Source organism: Bradyrhizobium sp. SEMIA, assembly GCF_014844175.1.
Lineage (GTDB): Bacteria > Pseudomonadota > Alphaproteobacteria > Rhizobiales > Xanthobacteraceae > Bradyrhizobium > Bradyrhizobium arachidis.
Window position 1 is genome coordinate 5,985,440 of the sequence record NZ_CP046601.1, and the last position, 14,821, is coordinate 6,000,260.

General features: G+C 65.4%; 14 protein-coding genes and 1 pseudogene. 6 read left to right on the top strand and 9 right to left on the bottom strand.

The features are described 5' to 3' along the window. Positions 1 to 8: 8 nt before the first annotated feature. The 9 genes and pseudogenes from FOM02_RS29080 to FOM02_RS29120 form a co-directional block, all read right to left on the bottom strand. Positions 9 to 959, bottom strand: a complete 951-nt coding sequence (locus FOM02_RS29080) for an AEC family transporter (RefSeq protein WP_027559134.1) — start codon at positions 957 to 959, stop codon at positions 9 to 11. Continuing rightward, positions 956 to 1,837: a triphosphoribosyl-dephospho-CoA synthase MdcB gene (mdcB, locus tag FOM02_RS29085; protein ID WP_027559133.1), complete on the bottom strand. Its 882-nt coding sequence runs from the start codon at positions 1,835 to 1,837 to the stop codon at positions 956 to 958. Before mdcB ends, FOM02_RS29080 begins: the two co-directional genes overlap by 4 nt. Then, positions 1,834 to 2,514: a malonate decarboxylase holo-[acyl-carrier-protein] synthase gene (mdcG, locus tag FOM02_RS29090; RefSeq protein WP_027559132.1), complete on the bottom strand. Its 681-nt coding sequence runs from the start codon at positions 2,512 to 2,514 to the stop codon at positions 1,834 to 1,836. Before mdcG ends, mdcB begins: the two co-directional genes overlap by 4 nt. Beyond that, positions 2,489 to 3,211: a biotin-independent malonate decarboxylase subunit gamma gene (gene mdcE / locus FOM02_RS29095; RefSeq protein ID WP_027559131.1), complete on the bottom strand. Its 723-nt coding sequence runs from the start codon at positions 3,209 to 3,211 to the stop codon at positions 2,489 to 2,491. The genes mdcG and mdcE overlap by 26 nt, the downstream gene beginning before the upstream one ends. After that, positions 3,198 to 4,136 (bottom strand): biotin-independent malonate decarboxylase subunit beta, encoded by a 939-nt coding sequence (locus FOM02_RS29100; RefSeq protein ID WP_027559130.1) that lies wholly within the window; start codon positions 4,134 to 4,136, stop codon positions 3,198 to 3,200. Before FOM02_RS29100 ends, mdcE begins: the two co-directional genes overlap by 14 nt. Further along, on the bottom strand, positions 4,133 to 4,450 hold the full coding sequence (mdcC, locus tag FOM02_RS29105) for a malonate decarboxylase acyl carrier protein (protein ID WP_027559129.1): 318 nt from the start codon (positions 4,448 to 4,450) through the stop codon (positions 4,133 to 4,135). Before mdcC ends, FOM02_RS29100 begins: the two co-directional genes overlap by 4 nt. Before the next feature lie 9 nt (positions 4,451 to 4,459). After that, a pseudogene (mdcA, locus tag FOM02_RS29110) lies at positions 4,460 to 6,113 on the bottom strand (malonate decarboxylase subunit alpha). Next, the gene (locus FOM02_RS29115; RefSeq protein WP_027559127.1) at positions 6,110 to 6,352 is read right to left on the bottom strand and encodes a hypothetical protein; all 243 of its coding nucleotides are present in this window, start codon (positions 6,350 to 6,352) and stop codon (positions 6,110 to 6,112) included. Before FOM02_RS29115 ends, mdcA begins: the two are co-directional and overlap by 4 nt. Positions 6,353 to 6,450: 98 nt before the next feature. Then, entirely contained in the window at positions 6,451 to 7,236 is a 786-nt protein-coding gene (locus tag FOM02_RS29120; protein ID WP_027559126.1) for an alpha/beta hydrolase, read from the bottom strand. 251 nt (positions 7,237 to 7,487) lie between these two features. On the opposite strand from FOM02_RS29120, the gene FOM02_RS29125 reads away from it, so the two are divergent. The 6 genes from FOM02_RS29125 to FOM02_RS29150 all read left to right on the top strand — a co-directional run bounded on the left by FOM02_RS29125 (position 7,488) and on the right by FOM02_RS29150 (position 14,811). After that, positions 7,488 to 7,847 (top strand): hypothetical protein, encoded by a 360-nt coding sequence (locus FOM02_RS29125; protein WP_027559125.1) that lies wholly within the window; start codon positions 7,488 to 7,490, stop codon positions 7,845 to 7,847. Between the two features lie 228 nt (positions 7,848 to 8,075). After that, on the top strand, positions 8,076 to 8,486 hold the full coding sequence (locus FOM02_RS29130) for a hypothetical protein (RefSeq protein WP_156950869.1): 411 nt from the start codon (positions 8,076 to 8,078) through the stop codon (positions 8,484 to 8,486). Between the two features lie 20 nt (positions 8,487 to 8,506). After that, the gene (locus FOM02_RS29135; RefSeq protein ID WP_027559123.1) at positions 8,507 to 9,679 is read left to right on the top strand and encodes an efflux RND transporter periplasmic adaptor subunit; all 1,173 of its coding nucleotides are present in this window, start codon (positions 8,507 to 8,509) and stop codon (positions 9,677 to 9,679) included. After that, positions 9,676 to 12,819, top strand: a complete 3,144-nt coding sequence (locus FOM02_RS29140; RefSeq protein WP_027559122.1) for an efflux RND transporter permease subunit — start codon at positions 9,676 to 9,678, stop codon at positions 12,817 to 12,819. The genes FOM02_RS29135 and FOM02_RS29140 overlap by 4 nt, the downstream gene beginning before the upstream one ends. Beyond that, positions 12,806 to 13,222, top strand: a complete 417-nt coding sequence (locus FOM02_RS29145; RefSeq protein ID WP_027559121.1) for a thioesterase family protein — start codon at positions 12,806 to 12,808, stop codon at positions 13,220 to 13,222. Before FOM02_RS29140 ends, FOM02_RS29145 begins: the two co-directional genes overlap by 14 nt. Before the next feature lie 95 nt (positions 13,223 to 13,317). Further along, complete coding sequence (locus FOM02_RS29150; RefSeq protein ID WP_028146336.1) at positions 13,318 to 14,811, top strand: sensor histidine kinase; 1,494 nt, start codon at positions 13,318 to 13,320, stop codon at positions 14,809 to 14,811. Positions 14,812 to 14,821: the final 10 nt, after the last annotated feature.

A 14,821-nucleotide genomic window follows, 5' to 3' on the forward strand; every position in this document is an offset into this window, starting at 1 on the left:
GTCGCTGCCTAACGAGGAAAGAGCATTGCGATCGCAACCGCCAGGGTCACGACGCTGAACCCGGTGCTGGCGATGACCATGGAGCCGACCGTCGCGGAGTCCAGCCGGTAATTGACGGCAAACAAAATGCCGAAGAAGCCAGAAGGCAATGCCGCGAGCAGAATTGCCGTCTTCGCGACATCGGGTGCGAGGTGAAAGCCGTAGACGATTGCGACGGCCAGCAGTGGACGCATGACGTCCGCTGCTCCCGTTGCGGCAACCACTCTCCAATCGAGGCGAAGCGACTGGGCCGACAGAACGAGACCGGTCAGGAACAGGGCAACGCCTGCAGCCGCGTTCCCGATCAGAGTGAGACAGGCATGGACAAGTGGATCGAGAGTCATGCCGGACAACGAGAACACCACGCCGAGCGCGGGTGCCCACACCACCGGCTTGGCGAGCGCGCGCCGCACGGCGGTCAGAACCGGCCGCGATGGCGCATCGCCGCCGCGGGTCTTGGCGGTGCTCATCTCCACGATCACGAGCGTCAGGGGGCTGACCAGGATCGAGCCGGTTGCGAGCGCAACGGCGACCGGGACGACGCCGGCCGGCCCGAGCACGGTCGACAGGATCGGCAGACCGACGCCGGCAAGATTTGGAAAACCGACCGTCAGAGCCTGCACCGACGCGTCGGACCTCGTCACTGCAAAGAAGCTGCGCTCGAACCAGTACCAGGCGAGATAGATGACCACCATCGTCACGCCGAACACGAGAAAGACCGGAGCTTGCCCGGTGATCCCAACCCGTGGGGCCGATGCGGTCGCGGCGAACAGCGAGGCCGGCAGGGCGAAATCCATCACCAGCGCATTGAGGCCTTCGACGTGACCGTTGTCGACGATGCGGGCCTTGCCTGCAACGAACCCCAGCAGCAGGACGAAAAACACCGGCACCAGCGCCATCAAGATGACGTTCGACGTCATGGGTTCAGCCCCTCATGGGCGCCGACGAAGAGCGTCATTGCGAGCAGGTCGGCCGATCCACCAGGGCTGAGACGACGGGCGACGAAGCTGTCGTGGATCGATTGTGCGCGGGCGCGCCAGCCGGTCATACGAACGCCGCCTGACGCGATGAAGCGACGCGCCGCATCACGCGCAAAGCTAAGGCCATCGAGCCCGCCGCGATGCAGGAGGTTGGTGTCCTCGACGGATGCGATCAGGGCGAAGCACGCCTCGACCCGCGGGGCTTCCGTATCTTCCGCCACGACAGGCGCCGCTCTTCGCAGGGCCGGCAAACCGATCCGGTAGACGCTGGGAAATCCGCTCGCGGCCTCGAGGCGCGCGCCGCCGGCGCGAAAGCGGCGGCGAGCCGCGCTGCCATGGCTGTGCAGCAGCACCGGACCGTCGAGAATGCTGTCGCCCCACAGGCGCGTCACGACATCGCCGAGCGCAAGCCCGGGATCGACCACACCGCCGGCCTTCGCGCCGGCTGCCGCGCAGAGCAGACCGAGCCCGAAGATCGCGCCGCGGTGCGTGTTGACGTTCGAGGTCGCCGCGAACATCGCGCGCTCCGCCTCCAGGCCGATGATCCGCAGCCGCCCCATACCGCAGCCGAGCGCGCCCGCATCGGCAAGGCGCTGCAGATAAGGCCGGATCGCCGCGGCGCTGCGACGGAACGTGCCGGCATCCATGTCGTCGTGACTGCCATTGTCGACGTGGCTCACAAGCCCCGGCTTCGGCCAGGTTTCCAGCTCCTTGACGAGGCAATCGGCCGCGAGGTCGCCGATTGCGGAGACATCGAACCCAATTCGCGCCTGGCGCGGGGTAAGCGGTTCAGCGCCTCGCAAGGCTGCGGTGATCATGATCCCGTCGCTCCCGAAATGAACCGGTCCCTGCCGAGCAGGGTCACGCCCTCGATGCTCTTGACCAGAAGCTCGCGCGCACCGGCATGGAATTCGCGCCAGTTCACCGCGGCGCCATCGGCGCGCATCAGCTCGCCATCCAGCCGCATCGGCGCTTCGATCTCGATCGCAGCCAGATCGGCGACGAGACGATCAAGATCGGTTTCGGGGCGAATCTCGAACAGGAGGTCGAGATCCGAGCGGGCGGTTACGTAGTCAAGCCCAGTCAGCGCCTCCCATGCGAGGCTGCCGAACACGCGCGCGTGCACCGAATGGCGAAGCGCGAGGTCGTCGAGCCGATCGAGCGTAGGCCGCCAGCATTGCGGAGCGGATGCACGCGCTTCCCGCAGCGAGGGCGGCCTCGCGATCGCGACGATGTCGTCGAGGCCGGCGAGAAGGGAGAGCCGCTTCTTGCCGGCAGAGGGAGGCAAAGGCAGACCCAATGCGAGGCCGGTCGTCTCGCAGGGCAGCGCGCGCCGCCTGATTGTCGGCCATCCCAGCTCCGCCCAGTGCAAAACGAGGGGATCGCACGCGAGATCGCCATGCGGAAAGAGCAGCGCGCGCCATCCTTCCGGGCGGACAAAGACGAGGTCGTGACGACCTGCGGGCCGGTCAACGTGCTTGCAGGGCGAGGTCACGAACACGCTCCGCGATATCGGCGGCCTTCAGCCGGCCACCACGCGCCTTGCCGAGCGCATCCCGCCCGTCCCGCGCGGCCGGCATGTCGGCCAGCAACGCCTCCAGCTGATCGGCGAGCGAGGCGGCATGGCTCCACGTCATGTGGACGGCGCCCATCTGCGCGAGATTGGACAGGCCCGGAGCGAACACCGGTGTCGATCTCGCCTTCTCCTCCAGCGCTTCCATCGACAGTTTGGTGACCTTCGCCATCGACGGCAGGTCCATCACCGCAGGATCAGCGCCGGGCAACCCCACCAGCACGCGGGTCGCAAGTCCGGTCGCAAGCAGCGCGCCTGCCGCCGAGTGACCGTAGAGAAGCCCGATGGTCGGGCGGCCGTTCATGTCCGCGTGGATCAACACCTTCGCCAGGTGCGCGAGAAATTCGTTCAGGCCGAGCAGCTCGTCGCGCTTGCTCATGCGCTGGCTGTCGCTGTCGACGAGCACCAGGATCGGACCGCTGTACCGGTCGATCGACTTGAGCACATGGCCGGACAGTCTGATCGCCTCGTCAACGCCGAGCGCGGTCCGGTCAGCGACGCCGAGGACGAGCATATTTGCGCCGGATCGTAGCGTCGCCGAACCGAGCAGCACGCCCTTGTCGTTCCTGACCTCATGTCCGTCGGGGAAGAGCGCAGTGATGATGTCATCGAGCGTCACGGCTGGTCCTCCCGATCCTGTCGGCGAGCGCAATGAACTGATCGGCCGGCAGTTCCGGAACCGTTTCGGCATGCGCGATGCCTTCCGCCGTCCAGATATCGACGGCATCGGCGCAGGCACCGAAGCGGCGCAACCGGTCGGCAAGCCGCCCCTGCTCCGCCTTCAGGCTGTCGAGACCGAACGGACCGACCAGGCTCAGCAGCTCCAGCGCGGCCTCGCGGAAATCCTGCACATTGTCGTCGGCAAAGACGTCGGCGGCGCCGAGCAGCCGGCGATGCTTGCCGCCCATGGTGCGCCAGACCAGCGCACGGTCGCGGGAATCGAACTCCTCGACGCCGCGATTGGTCTCGATCACTTCGGGGCCCGACACCGCGATGCGCCCGGACTCCGAGACGGCGAGCGCCGAGCAGCAGCCTGCGATCAAGCCGCCGCCACCATAGCATCCGGACCTGCCGCCGATCAGGCCGATGACCGTCACGCCGGCGCTGCGCGCCTCCATCACCGCGCGCATGATCTCGGCGATCGCGAGCTCGCCGGCATTGGCTTCCTGCAACCGCACGCCGCCGGTATCGAACAGGATCAGGACGGGGATCGAGCCGATCTGGTGCGCCGCGCGGAGCAATCCCGTCAGCTTGGCGCCGTGCACCTCGCCGAAGGCACCACCCATAAAGCGGCCCTCCTGTGCGGCGACGAACACGAGCGATCCGTCAAGCCGGCCGTGGCCGACGACGATGCCGTCGTCGAACTGCTCGGGAAGATCGAATATCTTCAAGTGCGGACTGACCTCGCGCTGCTCCGGCCCGATGAATTCGACGAAGCTGCCGGCATCGAGCAGCAGCTCCAGCCGGGTGCGGGCCGACGCCTCATAGAAGCTGGTGCTGCGGGCGCGTTCGGCCGGGGTGATGTCCTTGAGCGGTGCAGTCATCGGCCGTCCTCCGCGATCAATCGCACCGCCTGCGCCAGCCGGAGCGAGACCGTGTCGGGCCGCGCGCCGCCGTCGTTGATCGAGAATCTCAGCCCGCCAGGCGAATAGCGCTCGACGAAATCGCCGATCACGGCGGTCCACACCTCACCGAAGCCCGTAGCCGCGGTCTTGATGTCGAGGGCGCATTCCACATCCGACAGGACGCGCTCCACCAGCACCTCCAGATTGCCCGAGGCGACCACGCCGACAATCGCGCTCTTCCTGGTGCCGCCGGCCGGTGCGCGAACCCTGTGCTGAAACCTGAGATCTTCCATAGACCGTCCTCACCAATTCCTGAATTTCGAGGGCGGCGCGTAGAGGCCGCCGGACCAGCGCACGAGATCCTTGATCGACCGCGCCGCCAGCATGCTGCGATCCGCATCGAGCGGGTTGATCCCGAGATCCTCCGGGCGGCGGATCACCCCGCGCTCGCGCAGCCGTGCAATCACGCCGTGGTCCCGCCGACGGCCAACATCGGTGTAGCCCGCAACACCGCGGATGGCCTGCTCGCGCTCCTGCGCGGTGCGGCACAGCAGGAGGTTGGCCACGCCCTCCTCGGTGACGATATGCGTGACGTCGTCGCCGTAGATCATGATCGGCGCGAGCTCGAGGTTCAGCTTCTCCGCGAGCTCGATGGCGTCGAGCTTCTCGACGAACAGCGGCACGTTCTTGTCGCCGAACGTCTCGCCGATCTGCACGACCAGCTTGCGGCCGCGGCGGATCAATGCGGAGCCGTCAGGATCGGCCTCGGCTCCCGCTTTCAGCCAGGGCTCGCTCGGATGACGCCGCCCGCGGGCATCCGCTCCCATGTTCGGCGCACCGCCGAACCCGGCAATGCGCGAGGCGGTGACGGTCGATGAATTTCCCTGCAGATCGATCTGCAAGGTGGAGCCGATGAACATGTCGCAGGCATAGAGACCGGCGGTCTGGCAGAAGGCGCGATTGGAGCGCAGCGAGCCGTCGGGGCCGGTGAAGTACACGTCGGATCGCGCGCGGATGTAGTCGTCCATTCCCACTTCCGAGCCGAACGAATGGATCTGCCGAACCCAGCCGGATTCGATCGCCGGAATGAGCGCTGGATGCGGGTTCAAAGCGAAATGGGTTGCGATCCTTCCCTTCAGTCCCAATCGTTCACCGAAGGTCGGCAGCAGCAGCTCGATCGCGGCCGTGCTGAAGCCGATGCCGTGATTGAGCCGCTGCACGCCATAGGGCGCATAGATGCCCTTGATCGCGAGCATCGCGGTCAGGATCTGCCCTTCCGTGATCGCGGCCGGATCGCGCGTGAACAGCGGCTCGACGAAGAACGGCTTGTCGGACTTGACGATGAAGTGGACGCGATCCGCCGGGATGTCGACCCGCGGCACCGTCTCGACGATCTCGTTGACCTGCGCGATCACGATGCCGTCCTTGAAGGCGGTGGCCTCCACCACGGTCGGCGTGTCCTCGGTGTTCGGACCGGTGTAGAGATTGCCCTCGCGGTCGGCGCTGACGGCGGCGATCAAGGCGACGTGCGGCGTCAAGTCGATGAAGTAGCGGGCGAACAATTCGAGATAGGTGTGGACCGCGCCGAGCTCGATCTTGCCGCCGAACAGCATGCGGGCGATGCGCGCCGATTGTGGTCCGGAATAGGCATAATCGAGGCGCTTGGCGACGCCGCGGTCGAACAGGTCCAGATGCTCTGCAAGAACGACGCCGGACTGCACCATGTGCAGATCGTTGACCCTGGTGAGATCGACGGCGAGCAGCGCGCGGCTGAGCAGATCGGCCTGCTTCTGGTTGTCACCCTCGAGGCAAACCCGGTCGCCCGGCCTGATCACCGCCTCCAGCAGCCGCGTGGCATCGTGCGCCGCCACGAGCTTGCCGCGCGCGAGCCCGCGAGCCGGCGCCGGCCGCGATGCGCGCATCGCGCGCGGCGCGGTTGTTCTGCCAGCTCGTCATGACTTCTGTTCCTTCGCGGCATTGGCTCCGCTCCAGAGCGACACGGGATTGGCGCGATCGGGATAGAGCTCCAGCATCGCCTCATAGAGCTCGCGCGGCGATGCCGTTGCCTCGGTCGAGGAATTCGCGACCCACATCAGGTCCGGATTGCCGGACGGCAAGTCGCGGCTCAAACCGGGGCGCTTCACCGTCATCACGCTCCAGTTCAGGACGGTGCTGCTCTTCTCGATCACGGTCATGGAATTCTCCGGAGTGGACAGTCGGACCGGCGGGAGTGCTGTCGCTCCCGCCGTCCTTCCTTCTGCCGGCCGTGCGTCAGAACCGGCAAAATACGTCGTCAGCGCGTGGCCGGCTGCTGAACACTGCGCGCAGCGCGGGCGATGACAGCCGCCACTTCCTTCGGATGCGACTCGTAGACGGAGTGGCTGGCACCCGGGATCACGGTAGTCTGGCTTTTGGCGCGCTCGTAGTACCAGCGCTCGAGATCGGGATTGATGATCTGGTCGCCGCCGGCAACGATGCCCCAGCTCGGCTTGGTCTTCCACGCGGCCGCGGTCAGCGGCGTGCTGAACACCTGAGTCGCGGCCAGAACCTGGGAGCGCGCAACGAACTCGGCGCGCTCGCGCGGCAGATCGGGCGCGAACAGTTTCGGGAATTGCACGGGATCGAGATAGGTGAACTTGTCTGGCGTGACCTTGATGACGCCTTCGGTCTTGCCGAGCACGCTCGGTGTCTTCTTGCCGAGCGCCGATTCATCCTCGCCAACGTCCGGAGCGTGTGCGGCGACGTAGACGAGGCCGACGACGTTGGGATGGACGCCGGCTTCGGTGATGATCGAACCGCCATAGCTATGACCGACGAGGAGCGTCGGGCCGTCCTGCAGATCAAGAATGCGCTTCGCCGCCGTGACGTCGTCGGCAAACGAGGTTTCGGGCTCCTGCACCATGGTCACGCGGAAGCCTTCCTTGGTCAGGATCTCGTAGACGGGCTTCCAGCCCGACGCATCGACCCAGGCGCCGTGCACCAGGACGATGTTCTTCAGGGATTCCGCGCGCGCCGGGGTGACGGTCGCGAACAGGGAGAGAGCGGCGGCGATGGCGAGGCCAGCGTTGAGGTGTTTCATGTCGGGATCACTCCGGGTTGGAATGACGCGACACTAGGTTCGACGCCCGCTCGCGTATTTCGGCAAACAACGGCCGTTGCCACTTCGCACGCCGGCACGTGTCCCGCCGCAGCTCTGATCCCGCTCGCGTCCGGCTTTCTCTGACGGCACGACCTCCTGCGCATGCGGAGCGGCAGGCGTTCGTACGCGAAAGACGGCGTGTATCGGTTCTGTCATTCGAGACAGGTGTTCGAGCACCGAGAGGATCGACAATGACATCGAATTCACTCATCCGGATTGCAGCTATCATTATTATCCTCCTGGAAGCGGCAGCCCCGGTTCGTGCGGCGTCCTGCAAGGACTCGATCTGGCGTGTCCAGGCGCAGCTGGACGCGGCCATCGAGAAGAATGCCGGCGCACATGGCTGGGGCCCGGAAAGTCTCGATGCGCTGCGCAGTTATCAGCCCACACCACGATCGCTGGCGGAGGCCGAAGGCCCGAGCGGAGCGCATCTTCGGCTCGCGCTCGATGCCCTCGATCGCGCGCGCGCCGCGGACCGTTCCAAGGACATTGCGAGGTGCCGCCGGGAGCTGTCCGAGGCAACGCTGCTGCTTCAGAAGCAGCCACAATGAGGGAGATCCCTCCCGACCGTGCGGGCAGACAGCCAGACGTGCGTTCAGGGAATACCAGTGCGCCGGCCGCTTCCTATCGTCCCGCGCAAGTGAAAGACTCCGGAGCAGCCCATGCGAGAACAGCTCTCATCGAACAGATCCAGATACCGCCCGTCTGCATCGATGCATCTGCGCGTGGCGCTCGCGGCTAGCTGGATATGGCTGATCCCGGCTGCAGCAAATGCGCAAATGACGCTGCCGACGACGCAGCCCCCCGTCGGCATGTCCGCGACCTCGCCGCTCAACCTCGGCTCGACGCGGCCTGAAGGCATTCCGTTAGGCTCGACCGAAATCGCAACGCCAGGCGTATCCCCGATCAATCCTTCGCTGGGCATGACGAACTGCCCCGTCTCGGGCAATACCGGATCATCGGGAGCCCTGTTCGATGGCGGCGGCCTCTCCGGAAGCCCGTCGCTCGCCTGCCAGAGCGGCACCACGACGCCATCGGCATTGCCTCCCCCGACATCCACGGTCGGTCGTGTCGGGATTCCGCTCGGGTCCACCGAGCTCGGCGGCGCCGGAACAAGTCCGTTCGTGCCGGTGCCCGGCCCCACGTCCATGAGCAGCACACCCCCAATCGACGGCTCCGGCAATCCCTGAGATCACCAAGGAGCATCACCGTGAAGCGGACCCTCACCATTGCATGCTTTGCTCTCGCCGCGATCCTGATCGGCGGAGCCCTCTGGTTCTTCAGTAACGATCAGAAGCCGGCCGTCGCGGCCGCGCCGGTACCCGTCGCCGTGCCGGTGGTCGCGGCCACCGTCACCGGCAAGGACGTCCCGATCTATCTGCGTGGCATCGGCACGGTGATTGCCTACAACACCGACGTCGTGCGCAGCCAGATTCAGGGGCAGATCGTCAAGATCGCCTTCACCGAGGGACAGACCGTCAAGACCGGCGATCTGCTCGCCCAGATCGACCCACGGCCCTATGAAGCACAGATCGAGCAGCTGACGGCCAATCGCGACAGAGACCAGGCGCAGCTCGCGAACGCCGTGGCCAATCTTTCACGCTACAATCAGCTTGGCGACAAGGGCTATGCGACCCCGCAACTGATCGAGACGCAGACGGCGCAGGTGGCGCAGCTCAAGGCCGCCGTGAAGGCGGACCAGGCCCAGATCGACGAGGCCAATGTCCAGCTCAGCTACACGCGCCTGACGTCGGCGATTCCCGGCATCACCGGCGTTCGCCAGATCGATGTCGGCAACGTGATCCATCCGACAGACCCGAACGGTCTCGTCGTCGTCACACAGATCGAGCCGATCTCGCTGCTGTTCACCCTGCCGCAGACCGACCTGCCCGTCATCCAGCAGCACGCAGCACAGGGAGAGCTGAAGGTCATCGCCTACAGCCAGGACAACAAGGTGAAGCTCGACGAAGGCACGCTGCTGCTGGTCAACAACGAGATCGCGGGAACGACCGGCACCGTCCAGCTCAAGGCGGTGTTCCCGAACCATGAGCATCGGCTGTGGCCGGGCCAGTTGGTGAACGCGCGCCTGCTGCTCGAGATTCAGAAGAACGCGCTCACTGTCGCCGGCTCCGCCGTACAGCAGGGGCCGAACGGCAGCTATGTCTATGTCGTATCTCCCGACCACACCGCGGCCTTGCGTTCCGTTCACGTCGCGCAGATCAGCGATGGCCAGGCCCTGATCGACCACGGGCTGAAATCCGGCGAGGTCGTCGTGGTCGACGGCCAGTATCGGTTGACTGAAGGCAGCCGCGTTCGCGAACTGCACGGCAAGGCCGCGCAGGAAGCCGACCTGCAGAGCGCCGTGCAGGATGCGATTCCATGAACCTCTCCGCGCCCTTCATCCTGCGGCCGATCGCAACCGCCCTGCTGATGGCCGGCCTGTTGCTGCTCGGCCTTGCGGCCTATCCGCTGCTGCCGGTCGGAGCGCTACCGAACGTCAATTACCCGACGATCCAGATCTCGGCGCAATTGCCCGGCGCCGATCCGGGCACCATCGCCTCGTCGCTCGCAACCCCGCTCGAGCAGCAGCTCAGCCAGATCCCCGGCATTACGCAGCTCACCTCCTCCAGTGCGCTCGGCGTTGCCCAGCTTACGGTGCAATTCGAGCTGTCGCGCACGGTGGACAGCGCGGCGGTGGACGTGCTGGCCGCAATCAACGCCGCCAGCCCCTTCCTGCCGCCGAACATCCCCTACCCGCCGACGATCAGGAAGGTGAATCCGGCGGAGACGCCGATCATGCTGATCGCGCTGACGTCGGACTCGCTGCCGCTGACGACGGTGGATGCCTATGCGGAAAACATCCTGCTGCCGAAGATTTCCCAGGTGCCCGGCGTCGGCCTGGTCGGCATCGGCGGACAACAGAAGCCGGCCATCCGCATCCGCGTCAATCCGCAGGCGCTCGCCGCTCGCGGCATCGGCCTCGAAGATGTCCGCAACGTCATCGCCGGCGCCAATGTCGACCTGCCCAAGGGCACGCTCAACAGCCCACGCGTCACCTACACGCTGAACACCAACGACCAGCTGCTGAAACCCTCCGCCTACGAAGACCTTATCATTGCCTATCGCAACGGCTCGCCGGTGCGCCTGCGCGATATCGGCTCGGCGATCGAGGCGCCCGAAAACGACCTCCTGGCCGGCTGGTACGGCAAAGATCCCGCCATCATCCTCGCCGTTCAGCGCGTTCCCGGCGCCAACGTCATCGAGACGGTCGACCGCATCAAGAAGCTGCTGCCGCAGCTCCAGGCCTCGGTTCCACCGGCAATCAAGGTAACGATCGCCGCGGATCGCACAGCCACCATCCGCGCGGCCGTCTCCGACGTGCAATTCACGCTGATGCTGACGGTCGCCCTGGTGGTGATGGTCATCTTCCTGTTCCTGCGGAATTTCTGGGCCACGGTGATCCCGGCGATCACGGTTCCGCTGGCGCTGATCGGGACGTTCGCGGTCCTCTATGTGCTCGGCTACAGTCTCGACAATCTCTCGCTGATGGCTTTGTCGATCGCGGTCGGCTTCGTGGTCGACGATGCCGTCGTCGTCATCGAGAACATCGTGCGCCATCTCGAGCAGGGGATGACGCCGCTGGAGGCAGCCCTCAAGGGCTCCGCCGAGATCGGCTTCACGATCGTCTCCATTACCCTGTCGCTGATCGCGGTCTTCATCCCGCTGTTCCTGATGGGCGGCTATGTCGGCAAGCTGTTCCAGGAATTCGCCGTCACGATCACCGCCTCGCTGCTGCTGTCGCTGGTCATCTCGCTGACCCTGACGCCGATGATGTGCGCGCGCCTGCTGAAAGATGATTCACGAAGGAAACACGGCCGGGTCTACCTCCTGTTCGAGCGCGGCTTCGATGCCCTTCTTGCGCTCTACGCGCGGGGCTTGCGCGTGGTGCTGCGGCATCGCTTCGTGACGCTGCTCGTGATGCTCTCAACCATCGCGTTGACCGGCTACCTCTACGTGATCATCCCCAAGGGTTTCTTTCCGCAACAGGACACCGGGCAGATCGTCGGCATCACCGAGGCGGCCCAGGACATCTCCTTCCCCGCAATGTCGGAACGTCAGCAGGCGATCGTCGACATCCTGTCGAAGGATCCCGCGATCCAGTCAGTGGCAAGCTATATCGGCCCGGGAGGCCCGACCGCGACGCTCAACCAGGGCCGCATCTTCATCGTGCTGAAGCCGAAGCCCGAGCGCAAGGCGAGCGCCGACCAGATCATCAACCGGCTGCGTCCGCGTCTCGCCCACATCCAGGGCATCACGCTGTACATGCAGGCAGCGCAGGACATCACGATCGGCGCACGCCTGTCGAAGACGCAGTATCAATTCACCCTGACGGACGCCGATTCCAACGAGCTCAACCACTGGTCGGCGATATTCCTGGAGAAGCTCCGCGCGCTGGACCTCATCAGCGACGTCGCGAGCGACCAGGCCAATGCCGGGCCACGGCTGGAAGTCACCGTCAATCGTGAGGTCGCCTCCAGCTTCGGCATCCTGCCGACGACGATCGACAACACGCTCGACGACGCCTTCGGCCAGCGCATCGTCTCCACCATGTTCACCTCGCTGAACCAGTACCATGTCGTGATGGAGGTCGATCCGCGCTTCCAGTACGGGCCCGAAGCGCTCAAGGATATCTACCTGAACTCGGCCAGCGGCCAGCAGGTCCCGCTCAGCACGCTGGTTCACAGCGTCATCAAACCCGCGCCGATCCTGATCAATCACCAGAGCCTGTTTCCCTCGGTGACGATCTCGTTCAACCTGAAGCCCGGCGTCGCGCTGGGTGATGCGGTGACGGCGATCCAGAAGATCGAGAAGGACACCGGCAAGCCCGCCTCGCTGTCGACCTCGTTCCAGGGCAACGCCCAGGCCTTCCAGTCCTCCCTGCGTGGCACGCCGCTCTTGATCGGCGCGGCGCTAATCGTGATCTACATCATCCTCGGCGTTCTCTATGAGAGCCTGATCCACCCCATTACGATCCTGTCGACGCTACCCTCGGCCGGCATCGGCGCACTATTGCTGCTGCTCGCGGTCCACATGGATCTGAGCGTCATCGCCATCATCGGCATCATCCTCTTGATCGGCATCGTCAAGAAGAACGGCATCATGCTGGTCGACTTCGCGCTCGAGGTGGAGCGGCAGCACGGGCTTAGCCCGGAAGAGGCGATCTACCAGGCCTGCACGCTGCGCTTCCGCCCGATCCTGATGACGACGATGGCCGCGCTGCTCGGCGGCGTGCCGCTGATGATCGGCTCGGGCACCGGCGCGGAGCTGCGCCAGCCGCTCGGCTATACCATCGTCGGCGGCCTGATGCTGTCGCAGGTCCTGACGCTCTACACCACGCCCGTGGTCTATCTCTATCTCGACCGGCTCGGCAATTGGCTCACCGGCCGCAAGCCGCACGCAGCCGAGACATCCGCTCCATCCGCGACCGAAGCGAAGACGGGATTGAGCCATGAATCCGCTTGAGAAGGTAAAGACCGGCATGACGGCAGAAAAGCTGGTGACCGTCACACCGGAGATGACGGTCGGCCATGTAGTGCCGGGCATGCCCGCCGTCTACGGCACACCCATGATGATCCTGCACATGGAGATGGCCGCGGGATCGGCGGTTCAGCCGCTGCTGCCCGCGGGTCATGTCAGCGTCGGCATGATGGTCAATATCCGCCATCTGGCGGCAACGCCGGTCGGCCGCACGGTGCGCGCGGTCGCGCGGGTCGTCGCGATCGAGGCCAGGAGCATTCTGTTCGAGGTCGAGGCCTGGGATGGCGACCGCAAGATCGGCGACGGCACCCACCGCCGTGGGGTCGTTGATGTCGCCGAGTTTGAGCGGCGCTTCGGCGTGACAGTATCCGTGGCCGAGATAGCCTAAAGTCGCACACGGCCCGGTGGTAGCTTCGTGCGTTTTGGCAAAGTGCCTCCGAAAACGCAAAAGACCGCCCCTCTACGGCAAGGTAGACCGTCCGCATGACGCTCGAACGCCTGGATGGCTCTAACCCCGTACAGCCCCAGCGATGGTGGCAGCGTGTGCTGCCGATCCAGACAATACAGGATCGGATTCTGCTGTGGGCTTGGGGTAGCCTTGTTTTGACCCTGCTGTCCTTCGCCTGTTCACTGCTTGGCGACAATTTCACGGCGATCGCTTTCGCCGCTTTTCTGGCCGCTTCGCTGACGCTCGTCGGCGCCATCATGGATATCACGGCCCTGAAGAAGGCTCACGCTGAGCTGGAGCGGAGCGAGCTGCGCTACCGCCATCTGTTCAGCCGGATGCCGATCGCATTCCGGCAGCTCGACGCCAGCAGGCTGGTCGCGCTGTTTCGAAAGCTGCGCGCCGAGGGCGTCAAGGATCTCGGCGCCTATTTCGACAGCCATCCCGAGTTTCTGCGGACCTGCATGGACGCGCTCTCGTTTCAGGAGGCCAACGAACGGGCCATCCAGATGTTCGGGGGAGGCGCGGAAGGCTATGTCGGACGTTCCCTGGCCGACAGCTGGAAGGAACGCCCCGACACGTTCCGGCGCGCGATGGAATCCCGCTATCGCGGCGAGACGAACTTCGAGGAAGAGACCAGGATGGTCACATGGGACGGCCGCGTCGTCGACGTTCTCTTCACGACCGCCCGCGTCGGCCCCATCAACGATCTCGAGGTCAGCCTGGTCGGCACCATCGACATCTCGCAACGCGTTCGCGCCCAGCAGAAGCTCCAGCAGGTACAGGCCGAGTTTGCGCATGCAGCGCGGGTCTCGATGCTTGGCGAGCTCACTGCCTCGATCGCGCACGAAGTCAATCAGCCCCTCGCCGCCATCGCCACCAACGGCGCCGCCGGGCTGCGGTGGCTGAACAGGCCGGTGCCCGATATCGGCGAGATCCGCAAGACCATCGAAAACATCGTCGTGGATACTCAACGCGCCGCCAAGATCGTGGCACGCGTTCACGGCATGGCCTCCCGGAAAGCCCCCGAGCAGGCATTCCTGCCATTCGACGAGATCATTCGCGAAGCGCTTCTGTTCCTGGGGCACGAGCTCGAATCCCGCAGCGTCGCGATCCTGCACCGGCCTGAGCCGGCCGCGCCGCAGGTGTTCGGCGACCGCACCCAGCTGCAGCAGGTGATCGTCAATCTGGCCATCAACGCGGTGCAGGCGATGACACAAGCCGGATATGACGATCGCAGGATCGTCATCAGCACGGTCGCGCAGGATGCATCCACGCTGTGCTGCTCCGTGGAGGACAACGGCCCCGGCATCGCCAGCGAACATCTCGGACGGCTCTTTGAAAGCTTCTTCACGACCAAGGAGAGCGGCATGGGCATGGGACTGCCGATCTGCCGGTCGATCGTCGAAGCACATGGCGGCCGGATCGGCGCAGAGGCAAGCGCCGCGCAGGGCGGCGCCCGTTTCTGGTTCACCCTGCCGATCTCCATCGCGGCGGATCCGCCGCGGTCCGATCTCGGTGTGGATGCCTGACCGCGACTGT